This is a genomic window from Parvibaculum sp., from assembly GCF_035325945.1.
In the GTDB taxonomy this organism is placed as follows: Bacteria; Pseudomonadota; Alphaproteobacteria; order Parvibaculales; family Parvibaculaceae; genus Parvibaculum.
This window is the reverse complement of record NZ_DAOKYX010000015.1, coordinates 34331-50020: the sequence shown is the minus strand read 5'-3', so window position 1 is coordinate 50020 and position 15690 is coordinate 34331. Positions and strand designations below refer to the sequence as shown.

At 63.4% G+C, this 15690-nt stretch carries 12 protein-coding genes; 5 read left to right on the top strand and 7 right to left on the bottom strand.

The features are described 5' to 3' along the window. Positions 1–50 precede the first annotated feature (50 nt). Together mfd and PKA57_RS09190 are read right to left on the bottom strand one after the other, a co-directional pair. A complete protein-coding gene (gene mfd, locus PKA57_RS09195) occupies positions 51–3545 on the bottom strand; it encodes a transcription-repair coupling factor (protein ID WP_324299781.1) in 3495 nt (1164 codons plus the stop codon). 11 nt (positions 3546–3556) lie between these two features. After that, positions 3557–3856, bottom strand: a complete 300-nt coding sequence (locus PKA57_RS09190; RefSeq protein ID WP_324299779.1) for a succinate dehydrogenase assembly factor 2 — start codon at positions 3854–3856, stop codon at positions 3557–3559. Positions 3857–4182: 326 nt separating this feature from the next. On the opposite strand from PKA57_RS09190, the gene recG reads away from it, so the two are divergent. Further along, positions 4183–6282 (top strand): ATP-dependent DNA helicase RecG, encoded by a 2100-nt coding sequence (gene recG / locus PKA57_RS09185; protein WP_324299777.1) that lies wholly within the window; start codon positions 4183–4185, stop codon positions 6280–6282. Here recG and PKA57_RS09180 read toward each other — a convergent pair. After that, positions 6260–6994, bottom strand: a complete 735-nt coding sequence (locus PKA57_RS09180; protein WP_324299775.1) for a DUF502 domain-containing protein — start codon at positions 6992–6994, stop codon at positions 6260–6262. The two genes, recG and PKA57_RS09180, sit on opposite strands and share 23 nt — an antisense overlap. A gap of 170 nt (positions 6995–7164) precedes the next feature. Here PKA57_RS09180 and PKA57_RS09175 point away from each other — a divergent pair, with 170 nt between their 5' ends. From PKA57_RS09175 to PKA57_RS09160, 4 genes are all read left to right on the top strand, one after another. Further along, a complete protein-coding gene (locus PKA57_RS09175) occupies positions 7165–8199 on the top strand; it encodes a hypothetical protein (RefSeq protein ID WP_324299773.1) in 1035 nt (344 codons plus the stop codon). Between the two features lies 1 nt (position 8200). Then, positions 8201–9214 (top strand): phosphotransferase family protein, encoded by a 1014-nt coding sequence (locus tag PKA57_RS09170; RefSeq protein WP_324299771.1) that lies wholly within the window; start codon positions 8201–8203, stop codon positions 9212–9214. A 3-nt stretch (positions 9215–9217) separates the two neighbouring features. Further along, positions 9218–9598: a DUF6285 domain-containing protein gene (locus PKA57_RS09165; protein ID WP_324299769.1), complete on the top strand. Its 381-nt coding sequence runs from the start codon at positions 9218–9220 to the stop codon at positions 9596–9598. A gap of 168 nt (positions 9599–9766) precedes the next feature. Then, positions 9767–10282: a PAS domain-containing protein gene (locus PKA57_RS09160; protein WP_324299767.1), complete on the top strand. Its 516-nt coding sequence runs from the start codon at positions 9767–9769 to the stop codon at positions 10280–10282. Here PKA57_RS09160 and PKA57_RS09155 read toward each other — a convergent pair. The 4 genes from PKA57_RS09155 to PKA57_RS09140 form a co-directional block, all read right to left on the bottom strand. Next, on the bottom strand, positions 10254–11282 hold the full coding sequence (locus PKA57_RS09155; RefSeq protein ID WP_324299765.1) for a hypothetical protein: 1029 nt from the start codon (positions 11280–11282) through the stop codon (positions 10254–10256). The two genes, PKA57_RS09160 and PKA57_RS09155, sit on opposite strands and share 29 nt — an antisense overlap. Positions 11283–11285: 3 nt before the next feature. Next, on the bottom strand, positions 11286–12794 hold the full coding sequence (locus tag PKA57_RS09150; RefSeq protein WP_324299763.1) for an MBOAT family protein: 1509 nt from the start codon (positions 12792–12794) through the stop codon (positions 11286–11288). A 65-nt stretch (positions 12795–12859) separates the two neighbouring features. Beyond that, the gene (locus PKA57_RS09145; RefSeq protein WP_324299761.1) at positions 12860–14062 is read right to left on the bottom strand and encodes an acetyl-CoA acetyltransferase; all 1203 of its coding nucleotides are present in this window, start codon (positions 14060–14062) and stop codon (positions 12860–12862) included. A 33-nt stretch (positions 14063–14095) separates the two neighbouring features. Further along, positions 14096–15604 (bottom strand): 3-oxoacyl-[acyl-carrier-protein] synthase III C-terminal domain-containing protein, encoded by a 1509-nt coding sequence (locus PKA57_RS09140; protein WP_324299759.1) that lies wholly within the window; start codon positions 15602–15604, stop codon positions 14096–14098. Positions 15605–15690: the final 86 nt, after the last annotated feature.

The window sequence follows — 15690 nt, the reverse complement described above, 5'->3', positions numbered from 1 at the left end:
GAAAGCCGCGGCTCACGACAAATCGCGTTCGCGTGAAGAGAAATGCCGTTTCAGGCTGCCTTGGCAGGCTGGGCGAGCGTCGCCAGCGTTTTCATGAGGCGATAGGTGCCTGAAAGCCGCTCCACGGCCGTCTCCCAATCGCGCTTGAAGACGAGCTTGTGATCGGGACGCAGCTTTGCATTGCCGCGCTCGTCATTGATGAGTTCGACCAGCGCGCCGGGATTGGGGAAGCTGTTGCCGCGGAATGTGAGCACGATGCCCTTCGGCCCCGCATCGATCTTCTCCACATTGGCCGCGCGGCACATGCCCTTGATCTCGACGATCTTCAGCAGGAACTCCACTTCCTCCGGCAGCTTGCCGAAGCGGTCGATGAGTTCGGCCGCGAAGCCGTCGATCTCGGTCCTCGTCTCGACATCGGAGAGGCGGCGATAAAGCGCCATGCGGGCATCGAGATCGGGCACGTAACTCTCGGGGATGAGAACCGGCGCGCCGACATTGATCTGCGGCGACCACTGGCCTTCCTCGTCGGCAGCCGTTCCACCGCCGCGAAGCGCGGCAACGGCCTCCTCGAGCATTTCCTGATAAAGCTCGAAGCCGACTTCCTTGATATGGCCCGATTGCTCGTCGCCAAGGAGATTGCCCGCGCCGCGAATATCGAGGTCGTGGCTTGCGAGCGTGAACCCCGCGCCGAGAGAGTCGAGCGATTGCAGCACCTTGAGGCGCCGCTCGGCGGTCGACGTCATTGTCCGGTTCTGCGGCACGGTGAGATAGGCATAGGCGCGCGCCTTGGAGCGGCCGACGCGACCGCGAAGCTGATAGAGCTGCGCGAGGCCGAACATATCCGCCCGATGCACGACGAGCGTGTTCGCGGTCGGAATATCGAGGCCGGATTCGACGATGGTGGTCGAGACGAGCACGTCGTACTTGCCGTCATAGAATGCCGTCATCTTGTCTTCGATCTCGCCCGCCCCCATCTGCCCATGCGCGGTCACGGTCTTAACCTCCGGCACATAGGCCGAAAGGAACTCTTCCGCCTCCTGAAGATCGGCGATGCGCGGCACGACATAGAAGCTCTGGCCGCCGCGATAATGCTCGCGCAGCAGCGCCTCGCGAATGACCACGGCATCGAAGGGCGAAACATAGGTGCGGACGGCGAGCCGGTCGACCGGCGGCGTCGCGATGATCGAAAGCTCGCGTACGCCGGAAAGAGCAAGCTGCAGCGTGCGCGGGATCGGCGTCGCGGTCAGCGTCAGCACATGCACCTCGGCGCGCATCTGCTTCAGCCGCTCCTTGTGGCCGACGCCGAAATGCTGCTCCTCGTCGACGATCATCAGACCGAGATTCCTGAACTTGATCGTCTTGCCGAGAAGCGCATGCGTGCCGATGACAATGTCGATATCGCCGCTCGCAAGCCCGGCCTTGGTTTCCGACATCTCCTTGGAGGAAACGAGCCGCGACATCTGCCGGATCTTGAGCGGGAAGCCCTGAAAGCGCTGGGCGAAGGTCCTGAAATGCTGCCGCGCCAGCAGCGTTGTCGGCACGACGACGGCAACCTGATAGCCCGACATGGCGGCGACGAAGGCCGTGCGCAACGCAACCTCGGTCTTGCCGAAGCCGACATCGCCGCAGACGAGCCGGTCCATCGGCCGCCCCTTTCCGACATCCTCCAGAACGGCAGCGATCGCCTGTTCCTGGTCTTCCGTCTCCTGGAAGGGAAAGCGCGCGCAGAACTCGTCGTAAACGCCGGGCTGCGGCTCCATGACCGGCGCGGTTTTCAGCTCGCGCGCCGCCGCGATCTTGATCAGCTCCTGCGCCATCTCGCGGATGCGGCTCTTGAGCTTCGCCTTGCGCGCCTGCCAGCCGGTGCCGCCGAGGCGGTCGAGCTGCGCATTCGTTTCGTCGGAGCCGTAGCGCGACAGAAGCTCGATATTCTCGACCGGCAGATAGAGCTTGTCGCCCCCGTGATAGAGGAGCAGCAGGCAGTCATGCGGCGCGCCCATGACCTCGATCGTCTGCAATCCGTCGAAACGGCCGATGCCGTGATCGACATGGACGACGAGGTCGCCGGGACTGAGGCTCGACGCCTCGGTGAGAAAATTCTCCGCTCTCTTCTTGCGCCGCTGGCGAACCAGCCGGTCGCCCAGCACGTCCTGTTCGCTGATGACCGCGAGATCGTCCGTTTCGAAACCGGCCTCAAGACCGAGAACAATCAGCGAAATCGTGACCTTGTTAACAGCGTTTACATCGCTCCAGCTATCGGCGATCGCCACATGTTTGATGCCGTGATCGCCGAGCACATGGGAAAGCCGGTCGCGCGCGCCCTCGCTCCAGCTCGCAATGGCGATGCGCTTGTTCGCCTGACGAAGCCCGGCAATATGCGCGCCGAGCGCAGCGAAAATGTTGACGCCCTCCTGGGCGCGCTCGGGCGCGAAATTACGACCCTGCCGACCGCCGAGATTGACGGCGTCCTGCGCGGGTACGGAGAAGCCCGAGAAAAGCCGGACCGGATGGCTTTCGAGCGCGGCTGCCCAATCGTCATCGGCGAGATAAAGCGCCTCCGGCTTCAGCGGCTTGTATGAACTGGCCTCCAGCGTCTTGACCTCGCGCGCGGCGACACGCGCCTCGTAATAGTCGCGGATGAGGTCCCATCGCGCGGCGCGGGATTCTTCCGCGAGGCTGTCGAGCGCGATGAGCGCGCCGGGCACATAGTCGAAGATCGTTTCCAGCGTCTCGTGGAAAAGCGGCAGCCAGTGCTCCATGCCCTGTTGCTTGCGGCCTTCGCTCACCGCCGCATAGAGCGGATCATTGTCGGTGACGGCGCCGAATGTCGCGACATAGGCGGCGCGGAAACGGCGGATGACTTCGGCATCGAGATGGATTTCGCTCGCAGGCACGAGTTCGATCCCGTGCAGCGTCCCGGTCGTGCGCTGGCTCTCGGGATCGAAGGTGCGGACCGCTTCGAGCGTGTCGCCGAACATGTCGAGCCGGACGGGCGCTTCGAAGCCCGGCGGGAAGATGTCGACAATGCCGCCGCGCACCGCGAATTCGCCGCGCTCGCGCACCGTGCCCGTCCGTTCATAGCCATTGGCGGCGAGATAGGCCGTCAACGCCTCGAGGTCGATGCGATTGCCGGCCCGGGTCGACCACGCACAGGTCTTGACGGTCTGGCGCGCCGGCACGCGCTGGAGAGTTGCGTTGACGGTTGCGAGCAGGATGAGCGGGCGCGAACTCTCCTTCCGGTTTGCAAGCCTGGAGAGCGTCGCCATGCGACGGCTGGCAATCTCCGAATTCGGCGAAACGCGGTCGTAGGGAAGGCAGTCCCAGGCCGGAAAGGATGCCGTCTCCACATCGGGCGCGAAGAAGGCCAGCGCCTCCTCCATCGCTGCGAGCCGCGCGTCGTCCCGCGCGATATGAAACACGATCCCGTCGCCCGCCTCGGCGCGCGCGCGTGCCATATCGGCGAGCACAAGCGCGTCGAACCCTTCAGGCGCTTCGCCAAGCGTAAGCCGCCCGGGCGCGGTCGTGATCCTGTTCAGTTCTCGCAAATGGGTGACGCTCAGCTCTTCGGCTGCCAGAGCGCCCCTTCCAGATGATTGAAGGTTCGGATGCGTTCAAGCAGGGCCGTGTCGTATTCAGGGGGTGTTTTTTCGCGTCCCGTGATCCAGTTGTAAAGGCTTGTGTCCTCGACCTCGATGAGATGCTCGTAGAGATCGAGATCTTCGGGCGAAAGCCCCGCCAGCTCGCCATCGGCAAAATGGCCAAGGATCAGGTCCATTTCCTTGATGCCGCGATGCCATGAACGGAACTTGAGGCGCCGCAGGCGAATTTCACGATCATCCAATGCGTTGTCGGTCATTTCCACATATCCCCGTTTGAAAGGGGGTATAGACCGGCGGGCTCCGTCTGTCAGCCCACCCTCGGCACTTAATCTCAATTCTCATAAAATTGTATTTATTTATTTTAACTCAATGGTTTGTCACGTTTTTCTAATCTTCACCCATCACGAGGGGACCCTGATCGCGCGGCTCGAAGGATCGCGGCGGGCGCGATAGACTGATTTCATGCGCGAATCCCCCTTCCCGGCCGCATCCGCCGCCCTCACTTGCCGCCCGCCCCAAGGCCGTGGTCCGTGGCGGCTCCGTCGCGCTCCGGATTTCTTCAGAGCGCGAGCCCGAAGACCCGATGCGCCCTGAAATCCTTTTCCCCCTTTTCGCCCCCGCCCGTACGCTGCCCGGCATCGGCCCGCGCATAGAGACGCTGGTGGCGAAACTCGTCGGCGCGAAGCCGGGCGAAACGAAGGTCGTCGATCTCTGCTGGCATGTGCCGGCCGGCCTCGTCGATCGCCGCCAGCGGCCGAAGATCGCCGAGGCGCGCGACGGCGAGATCGCGACGATCGAGGTCAAGGTGGGGCTGCACGTCGCGCCGCGCAGCAAGCGGCTGCCCTATCGCGTCCATGTGCATGACGAAACCGGCGAGATGCAGATCGTCTTCTTCAGCGTGCATGGCGACTATCCGGCGAAGGCCCTGCCGGAAGGCTCGACGCGCATCGTGAGCGGCAAGGTCGAGTTCTATCAGGGCGAGCCGCAGATGACGCATCCCGACCACATCGTCGCGCCGGAAGACCTCGCCGCGCTGCCGCTCCTCGAACCGATCTATCCGCTGACGGCGGGCCTGCCGCTCAAGGTTCTGCAAAAGGCGGCGCGGGCGGCGGTGGAGCGCGCGCCCGACCTCCCCGAATGGCAGGACGGCGCCTGGCTGAAAGCGCGCGGCTTCGCGCCATGGCGCGCGGCGCTAAAGGCTGCCCACGAACCGCAATCCGATGCCGATCTCTCGCCGGACTGCCCGGCGCGGGCGCGCCTCGCCTTTGACGAGCTGCTGGCCAATCAGCTTGCCCTCGGCCTCGTCCGTCTCCGCATGCGGAAGCTGCCCGGCCGCCCGGTCAAGGGCGACGGCCGCCTCCGCGCCAAGGTGATCGCCGCCCTTCCCTTCGCCCTCACAGGCGCTCAGGAACAGGCGCTGCGCGAGATCGACGCCGATATGGCGTCCGACCGGCGCATGCTCCGGCTCCTCCAGGGCGATGTCGGCAGCGGCAAGACGGTGGTGGCGCTCCTCGCCATGCTGTCGGCCGTCGAGGCCGGTTTTCAGACTGCTATGATGGCGCCGACGGAAATCCTCGCCCGCCAGCATCACGCCTCGCTGGAACCTCTTTGTGAGGCCGCGGGTGTCCGGCTCGCCCTTCTCAGCGGCCGCGAAAAGGGAAAGCGCCGCGCGGAAATTCTGGACGCGCTGGCGAATGGCGAGATCGACATTCTCGTCGGCACCCATGCGCTCTTTCAGGAGGATGTGGCTTTCAAGGCGCTCGCGCTCGCCATCGTCGATGAGCAGCACCGCTTCGGCGTCCATCAGCGCCTACAGCTCCAGTCGAAGGGCGGCACCGGCACGGACATTCTCGTGATGACCGCGACCCCGATCCCGCGCACGCTGACCCTCACCGCCTATGGCGACATGGACGTATCGCGCCTCACCGAAAAGCCGCCCGGCCGCAAGCCTGTCGACACCCGCGCCCTGCCGCTCGAACGCATCGACGAGGTCGTGGACGGGCTTCACCGCGCGCTCGCCCGCGGCGCCCAGGTCTATTGGGTCTGCCCGCTCGTGGAAGAATCCGAGGAACTTGACGTGACCGCCGCGGAGGAGCGCCATCGCCACCTCCAGACCGTCTTCGGCAACTCGGTGGGTCTCGTGCATGGACGGATGAAGGCGGCCGAGAAGGACGCGGCCATGGCCCGCTTCGAGGCGGGCGAGACGCGCATCCTCGTCGCGACGACGGTGATCGAGGTGGGCGTCAACGTGCCGAGCGCGACGGTCATGATCATCGAGCATGCCGAGCGCTTCGGCCTTGCCCAGCTCCATCAGTTGCGTGGCCGCGTGGGGCGCGGGCTCGACAAATCGAGCTGCCTCCTCCTCTACCAGTCGCCGCTCGGGGAGACGGCTTCGGCGCGGCTCAAGATCATGCGCGAGACGGAGGACGGGTTCCGCATCGCCGAGGAGGATCTGCGGCTGCGCGGCGCGGGCGAGCTGCTCGGCACGCGGCAAAGCGGCCTGCCGAGCTTTCGCCTCGCCGATCTCGAGCGCCACGGAGAACTTCTCTCGGCTGCCTATGACGATGCGCGGCTCATTCTCGAGCGCGATCCGGAACTAGAGAGCCCGCGCGGCAAGGCGCTGCGCGTCCTGCTCTATCTTTTCGAGCGCGACGAGGCGATCAGATATCTGCGTTCCGGATAGGCCCGGCGTCTCCGTGGTCTTTCCTTGGCGGCTCGACAAGACCCGCCGAGATGATGAGCTTCGCTCCCTCCTCGATCGTCATGTCGAGAATTGTCACGTCCTCGCGCGGCACATAGAGCAGAAAGCCCGATGTCGGATTGGGCGTCGTCGGCAGGAAGACGCTGATGAGGTCCTTGTCCATCTGCTCGCCCACCTGCGCCTTCGCCTGCGAGGTCACGAAGACCAGCGTGTAAATTCCCTTGCGCGGATATTCGATGATGCCGACATCGCGGAACGATGTGTTCGATTGGGAGATGACGGTTTCGAATATCTGCTTGATCGCGCCATAGATAGAGCGGACGACGGGCATGCGATCGACGAGCCGTTCCGCGTAGCCGAGGATCGCCCGGCCGAAAATATTTGCGGTCAGCGCCCCGAGCACTGTCAGCAGCACGAAGGCGATGATGAGCCCGAGGCCCGGGATCTCGAATGGAAGATAGTGATCCGGCTGATAAGGCGCGGGGATGAGCGGCACGAACCATGTGTCGACGAGATCAATGAACCATCTCGTGATGTAGACGGTGAGCCCGATCGGCGCGGCGACGACGAGGCCCGTCAGAAAATAGTTCCTCACGCGGAACATGAGGCCGTGCTTGCGCGGCGGCAGAATCAGCGGCGCCTCGCCGCCGCCTTGGCCTTGTTCCTCAGGCGATGGGCTGCTCGGTTCGGTCATGTTCGGCCACGGTCCATGATTGACGTTACGGCACGCTGCGTAAGACGCGCGCGCCAGAGGTTTCCCTTACTATCATGCTTCACTCATGGCAGGATTAGTAACCGGTATTTATCATTTCAGGCGGACCGGCCAGACAAGGCCCGCGCGAAGCAGGATCAGGAAGGACAACCATGGCCAAGGCCCCGGCAGGCTTCAAGATCAGACTTGCTCCCGAAGACGAGTACACGCACACGCCCGACGCCGCGACGAACTATAACGAGAGCATGTATTTCAACATGTTCGATCCGGCGCGAAAGATCGGCGGCTGGTTCCGCATCGGCAACCGGCCGAATGAAGGCTATGCCGAAATGTCCGTCTGCCTTTATCTACCGGACGGGCGTGTCGCCTTCATGTATGCGAAGCCTGCGATCACGCATAACCGCGAACTCAATGCCGGTGGTCTGCGCGTCGAGGTGATCGAACCCTTCAAGCGCCTCCGCGTGACCTATGACGGCAAGGTCGTCGTGCTCTCGAATCCGAACGACATGGCAGAACCTTCGCGCGCTTTCAGGAACAATCCCGTCGTCGCCTGCAAGGTCGAGCTCGATTATGAGGGCGTCTCGCCCATGTTCGGCGGCGAGACCGTGAAGGAAGACGGCTCCGCGCTCGACATCGACCCGGAAAAATCCTTCGCCAAGGCGCATTACGAGCAGCATGTGGCGGCAACCGGCCGCTTCATCATCGGCGATGAGGCATTCGATGCCTCAGGCTACGGGCTTCGGGACAAGAGCTGGGGACCGCGCTACTGGCAGGCGATCCACTGGTATCGCTGGTGTCCGATGAATTTCGGCCGCGACTTCGGCATGATGCTTTCGATCGTCGCCGGAGAAAAAGGCGAGCCGCGCCAGGGTGGCATGGTGCTCAAGGACGGCAAATACGATCTCATCAAGCAAGTCTCGATCGACAGCGACTGGGACGAGAACTGGTATCAGACTGCCTTGCGCGCCCATGTCGTTACCGAGTCGGGCGCGAGCTATGACGTCGAGGGCAAGGTTCTGTCGCTCATCCCGCTTCGCAATCGCCGTCAGGCGCCGGATGGAAGCGAGCTTCACACCCGGATCACCGAAGGCATGACCGAATATCGCTGCAACGGCATGGTAGGATACGGTCTTTCCGAGTATCTCGACCAGATCGTCGACGGCAAGCCGGTGAGCATCGGGGGTTGAGATGAGTGCAGAGACAAATCCGATCGCGGCCCCTCTCGCGGACGCCGTGCGCAGAAGGATTCCAGGCGCGACCGGCATAGCCGGATTGCGCCGGCTCTCCGGCGGCGCGAGCCAGGAGACATGGTCTTTCGACGCGACGACGGAAGGCGAGCCGATCCCCCTCATTCTGCGCCGCGCGCCCGGCGGCGGCCAGACGCAAGGGCGCTCCGGCACGGCGGCGGGGCTCGAAACGGAGGCTGAACTCATCCGGCTTGCCGGTGAGGCTGGCGTCGCCGTGCCACCCGTGCGCCTCGTCCTCGACGACAAGGATGCCATGGGCCATGGCTTCGTCATGGACCGGATCGAGGGCGAAACCATCGCCCGCAAGATCCTCCGCGATCCCGAATTCGCCGAAGCGCGGCCGAAGCTCGCCCGCCAATGCGGCGAAATCCTCGCCCGCCTTCACAAGGTCGACAAGTCGAAGCTGCCGCCGCTCCGCGTCTCCCCGGCTCGCGCGGAAATCGACCAGTACTTCCAGACCTACAAGACCCACAACCATCCGCATCCCGTCTTCGAGCTGGCCTTCCGCTGGCTGAAGGAGCGCGTGCCGCCGGAGACGACTGAACTGACGCTCGTCCATGGCGACTTTCGCCACGGCAATCTGATGATCGGTCCCGACGGCGTGCGCGCCGTTCTCGACTGGGAACTCGCCCATATCGGCGATCCCATGGAGGATCTGGGCTGGATCTGCGTCAACTCCTGGCGCTTCGGCAATATCGACAATCCGGTCGGCGGCTTCGGCCGGCGCGAGGATCTCTACGAAGGCTATGAAGCCGCGGGAGGCCACAAGGTCGACCCCGAACGCGTGAAGTTCTGGGAGGTGCTCGGAACGCTCAAATGGGGCGTCATGTGCACGACCATGGTGATGGCCTTCAAGGCCGGCGACCGCTCGGTCGAACGCGCCACCATCGGGCGACGCGCCTCCGAAACCGAAGTCGATCTGATGCGCCTTCTCGCGCCGCTCGGAAAGGAATGAGCCATGCAGGATCAGCCGACAGCAGCCGAACTCATCGACATCGTCGCCGATTTCATTCGCAACCATGCGATGCCCCAGCTTCAGGGCCATGCGGCCTTTCACGCGCGGGTCGCCGCCAATGCGCTCGACATCGTGAAGCGTGAGTTGCAGGTCGCAGCCAAGGCCAATGCCGAAGAGCACGAAAGGCTGAAGGCGCTCCTCGGCCATGACGGCTCGCTCGAGGAGCTTAATCGCGAACTCTGTGCACGGATCGAATCCGGCGGAATCACGCTGGCAACGCCCGGCCTTGCCGATCATCTCTGGGCGATCACCATGACGAAGCTCGCCATCGACCAGCCGAACTATTCCGGCTATCGCCGCGCGCTCGAGGAAATGGCGAATTGAAGGACCCGGCGGCGGCGCGGGCATCGCCCCCTCCCCCGTTTCCTCCGTCCCGGCCTTCGTCGCCGGACGCCGGTTTTGTTAAAACTTGAAGGGTTTGCAGGCGATAGTTGGTAAGGCTTTTCACCTAGGCTCATCCCGAATTACGTCCAGCAGCCGGGTGAGCCGACCGTGCCATATTGCCAACTCTCCGCAATCGACATTCCCGAAAGCCACCCTGTTGCCCTGTTCGGCCGATACTGGAACAGCCGGGGGCGAGAAACGGGCGCTCTGCCTCTCCGGTCCGACTTCGGCCCGTCCAGCATCCCCGACCTTGTGCCCTGGCTGCTGCTTCTCGAGCCCCTGCGCCTCGATGGCCGCACCGAGTTCCGCTACCGCCTCGCGGGCACCGGCTGCCGCGAGATCTTCGGCGTCGACTATACGGGGAAGCTTCTCGGCGAAGCGCTCACGGCCGAAGGCGCCGAGATCAGGCGGAATGAATTTCTGCAAGTCATGGCAAGCGGCGAGCCGATCTATTCCTGGACCGAGGTTCCCATTCAGGGGCGCGACTTTATCCACATCTATCGCGGCGTCTTCCCGGTGACGACCGCTGGCGGAGAGGCCGATCGCATCTTCGTCGTCGCCGCGCATGAGGCGCAGCGCCGGAAGGAAAGCGCGCTCATGGCTGCGCTTCCTCTGCGAGCCTGAGCGCCGGAGCAAGCGCCGCCAGCCGCTCGCGATAGATGGCGAGCATTTCCTTTGCCGTCACCTGCTTGAGGTCGATGACATCACCCTGCCACGCAAGCAGGGACGCAGCGATCTCCTCATTCGCCCTCTCCGAATAATGCGTCCCGTCATAGGTCTGGGAAGCATCGGCCGTCATGGGCGACGGCGCGCTAAAATCCAGAAACCGATCGAACGGCTCTGCCGCATCATGGAGCGCGGCGGTGTAGCTTTGGAGCCAGCCGATCCGCGCGTAAGTCGCGATAGCCCAGGCCGAGATGGGCGGCGCATAGCCCACGAACCGCGCCTCGGGAAAGACCGCCCGCAATTTTCCGTAGAGATCGACAGGGGCGCGCTCGTCGAACCGCCCCTTGAGCAGATCGCGGACAGGAACTTGCGGATCGTAGCGAAGAGCCGGAAAGGCCGCATGGCAGCGGAACTCCCGATCATAGACGCGATCGACCGGGGAGCGTCCGAAGAGCGAGCGAAGCGACATGCCCGCCACGTCGAGCGAGAGATAGGAGACGGCCGCAGATGGCGGCGCGCGCCCTTCGCGCACGAAGTCCGGCGTATTGCGCGGCGATACATACACGCGGAAATCGGTCGCGCTCAATCCGACGATGACGAGCCTTGGTGAAAAGCCGCGCCCGCGGAGCCAGTTTGCGTAGTCCACGAATTCGCTGACCGTGCCGGACGAGAAGGCCATGTTGTAACAGCGATAGCCTTCGATCAGGCGCTCCGGCAGCAGCGTCACGCGGCTGTCGCCGAAGATGATGCAGTCATAGTCCCTTTCATGGCCGGCGATGCGGTTCGCCTTCGAGATACGTTCGTTGAAGGCGAAATTGACCGATCCGAGCCTGTTGCCGCCGAAATACCAGAGCGGATCGACCAGGGCGTTGAGCGCGAGGACAGCGCCAAGAGAGAGCGCGATCACGCTGCCAAGCATGAGAAGATAGGATCTGGCTTCGAGCGGCAACTTCGTCATCGTTCAGAACTGGAAATAGAGGAACTCGCTGACACGCTGGAGACTGAGAAAGGAAGCCGCCGCACAAAGGCCAATGGCGGCGGCATAGGCAGCGCCCGGCCGCCAATAGGTGAGACGCCGCGCAACGGCACCCTTCAACGGCAGCAACAGCGGGTCGCTGCGCCTTTCCTTCAGCGAATAGTTGAAGGCAGGCCGCGCCATGGCCATCCATTGCTGCGTATTGGGCCAGAACCAGGCGACGCTCACCCAGAACATGAGCCAGAAGAGATCGCCTCCGAGCGCCTGAAACGACGCGTCCGGCGACCATGTGACCAGACCGCGATAGATAGCGATTGCCGCATCGAGGTCAGGTGCGCGAAAGGGAACCCATGCCAGCGCAACGAAGAGCAGAGTGATCGCGCGCGCGATGCCCCGCGACCACCATTTGTCGATGGGCTTCGTCCAGATCGCTCGCCAGCCATGATTGACGATGAGCATGAGGCCGTGCATCGCGCCCCAGAGGACGAAGGTCCATGCCGCGCCGTGCCAGAGTCCACCGATCGCCATCGTCAGGAAGAGATTGAGATAGCGCCGCGCCTTGCCGCGCCTGTTGCCGCCAAGCGGGATATAGAGATAGTCGCGCAGGAACCTTGACAGCGTCATATGCCAGCGCCGCCAGAACTCGGTGATGTTCACGGCCTGATAGGGCGAATTGAAATTGAGCGGCAACCTGATGCCGAAGATGCGGGCCGCGCCGATGGCCATGTCCGAATAGCCTGAAAAATCGAAATAAAGCTGGAAGGTGTAGGCGAACATTCCCTCCCAGGCGCGGAGGAACGAGATTTCATGGCCGCTTCCGGCATCGCCGAATACGGCGCTGGCGAGCGGCGCCAGATTGTCCGCGATGACGACCTTCTTGAAGAGCCCCATGAAGAAGATCGTGAGGCCGACGGCGAGGTTCATGCGGTCGAAACGAAAGCTCCGCTCCCGCTTCGTCTGGCTGAAGATCTCGTGATGATGAACGATGGGTCCGGCGATGAGCTGGGGGAAGAACATCACGAAGAAGCAATATTCGAGAAAGCTGTGCTTCTCTACCCGGCCACGCCCGGCATCGACCAGATAGGCGATTTTCTGAAAGGTAAAGAAGGATATCGCGAGCGGCAGGACGATGTGCTGGAGTGGAAATTCCGTCCCCACCATATTGTTCAGCGTACCAATGAAGAAATCCGTATATTTGAAATAGGCGAGCGCAGCGAGATCGACCGTCACACCGAAGGCCACGAGAGCGGCCGCACGCCCGCCTTCCGGTTTTATCCGCTCGGCGAGAATGAAACGCGCCAGAACGAAATTGAAGATCGCGAGGACGATCAGAAGCGGCAGATAGACCGGGTTCCACCAGCCGTAGAAAAAGAGGGATGCAAGGACGAGAAAGCCGAGCGCCGCCTCCCGGCCGAGACGGGAGCGGATGAAAAAGCAGAGCAGCGTCACTGCCGGCAGGAAGGCGAAGAGAAAGACAGGCGAATTGAAAAGCATTCGTCCCCGCAACAAAAAAAGGGCCGGGATTTCTCCCGGCCCTCGCTCATCACGCAATCATACGATCACGCACCATAGGCGCCGATGATCGTCACCGAGCACACATTCGACGACGGCGCGCCGCCGAGATTGTGCGTCAGGCCGATCCGCGGATTCCTGAGCTGCCGCTCGCCCGCCCGGCCGAGGATCTGAAGATACATCTCATAGGCCATGCGCAGGCCCGAAGCGCCGATCGGGTGGCCGAAGCACTTGAGGCCGCCGTCGATCTGGCAAGGCACCTTGCCATCGGCATCGTAGAAGCCGTCCATGACGTCCTTCACCGCGCCGCCTTCCGGCGAGATGAAGAGGTCTTCCATGGTGACGAGTTCGGTGATCGAGAAGCAGTCATGCACTTCCATCATGCTGACTTCCTCGCGCGGCTTCTGGATGCCTGCCTCGTTATAGGCTTTCCGTGCCGCGATCCGCGCCGTGTGGAAATAGCTGCCGTCCCAGGAATTGTGCTGGGACTCAAGCCCGTTCGACACCGCAAGCTGCATCGCCTTCACCGTGACGATGTCCTTCTTGCCGAGCGCCTTGGCGATTTCCGGCGTCGTGACGATGGCCGCCGCCGCGCCGTCGGAGACGCCGCAGCAGTCGAAGAGGCCGAGCGGCTCGGCGATCATCGGCGCGTTCATGACCTGCTCTTCGGTCACGACGTTGCGCAGATGCGCCTTCGGATTCTTGGCGCCATTGGCATGGCTCTTGACCGAGACATGCGCAATGGCGCGCTTGAGGTCTTCCTTGGCGACGCCGTGCTTCGCGCGATAGGCGGAGGCGAGCTGGGCGAAGTTGCCCGGCGCCGATCCCGAAGGCGCCCATTGCGGAATGAGCGTGCCGGCGGCACCCACCGGCAGGCCGCCATAGCCGGTATCCTTGAGCTTCTCGACGCCGAGCGCGAGAGCGATGTCGGCCGCGCCCGATGCGACGGCATAGACGGCGCCGCGCAGCGCTTCCGATCCGCCAGCGCAGAAATTCTCGACGCGCGTCACCGCGATGTTCGGCAGGCGCAGCGCGAGCGAGAGCGGCGTGCCGCCCTTGCCGGTGCCGACCTCGTCGATATGCGTCGAGAACCATGCCGCATCGATCTGCGTCGGCTCGATGCCCGCATCCTGCATCGCCTCGAGATAGGCCTCGACCATCAGTTCCTCGGGGCCCGCGTCCCAGCGCTCGCCGAATTTCGAGCAGCCCATGCCGAGGATCGCAACCTTGTCCTTGATACCTGAAGCCATGATTTTGTCCTTCCCTGATCGCTTCGGCTGCACCTATTCGGCGGCCTGCCCTGATTTCGCTGACGATTTGCTGCCGGTAACCGGAACGGCCTTCCAGAAATAGCGGCGGAAGCCGCGCTTCTCATCGAAGTCCTTGATGCGGAAGGCGAGGCGCACATCCATGCCGCTATCGACACTGCCCTGCTCCACATCGGTGAAGTCCATCATGATCCGGCCGCCCTCGTCGAAAACGACCATGCCGTAATGATTGGGCGGGTTCATGCTGAACGAAAGGAAGTCCGCTGACCAGGACAGGATCTTGGCCTTGCGCTCGGCAAACTTGTAAGGCTCCTGCGTGTCCACGGTGTGATTGTTCGGGTTGACCGAAATGCGCGAGCGCGGGAACTGCACAACACCCGTTTCCTTGCAGCGTCCGCCGACGAGACCCATGATCATGTCCTCGTTGCGGTAGAGCGTGGTGAGCGCGGTCTTCTTGTCCTGCTCGCCGCGCATGCCGCGCTCCCACTCGATCAGACCGTTGAAGGTGAGGAACTTGAGATAGTTCGTCTCCTCCTTGCGGTTCGCAAGCGCCCCGACGATGCCGCGCTTGTCGGCCATGCTCGAGAGCTTGTCGGTCGCCTCGAAGACGAGCGCGTCGCAGCCGCCGCCGAAATGGACGAGGAGAACCTTCTCGCCCGGCTTCACATCCTTCTGCAAGGCATGCACGAGCATGACGAGAGAATGTGCGGTGCCCGTCTCGCCGCAATTTGTCGCCAGCGTGTCGCGGGCCGCTTCCGGCGCGATGCCGCAGCGCTTGGCGAGCTGTTGCACGAACTTGTCGCCGAACATGCAGGGCAGGACGAAATGCTTGATGTCCTCGGCCTTGACGCCCGCATTCTCGAGCGCCGCCTTCACCGCCCGCGGCACGATCTTCGAGTAGCCCTCGTCGCGAATCCAGCGCTCTTCCCAGTTGTAGTCGAAGTCCTCGCCCTGGCCGCGATAGTGATCGACGAAATCGACCGTCAGGCTCGTGCCCCCGAGATAGGTGGCGATGACATTCTCGCTGCCGATGGAAACCGCCGCCGCGCCGTCGCCGAAGTCGAGCTCCTGCGCGCTTGCCGCCCGCGCCTTGCGATGGTCGGAGGCAAGGACGAGCGCGTGTTTCGCCTCTCCCGCCTTCACCGCTGTCAGCGCCTGAAGCAACGCCGAGGTGCCCGCGCGCTGCGTCGATGCCACATCGACCGCGCGCACATTCTCGTCGAGCGTCAGCGCGGCTGCCACGATGCCCGCATTGAGGCGGTCCACGAAGGGAAATGTCGTCGAGCCGAAATAGAGCGTATCGACATGCGAGCGATCGTCATCCGGTCCGAGCAGGTCGCGCGCCGCTTCCACCGCCATGGTGATCGCGTCTTCGTCCCAGTTCGCCATGGAACGCTCGCCCTTCCCCTTGCCGAGAAAGTTCGGAGCGATCCAGGCATTGGCCTGCGCGATTGCCTTGCGTTGCAGACGAAGCCGCGGAACGTAACCGCCAAAGGCTGTAAGCCCGATTGACTGCTGGGCCATCATTTCCCCTTGCTGCGAAGTGTTGTTGTTGGCCCGAGTTTAGCGACCAAAAGCCATGCGGGACAACAGCCCGTCTGCGCGAGGGG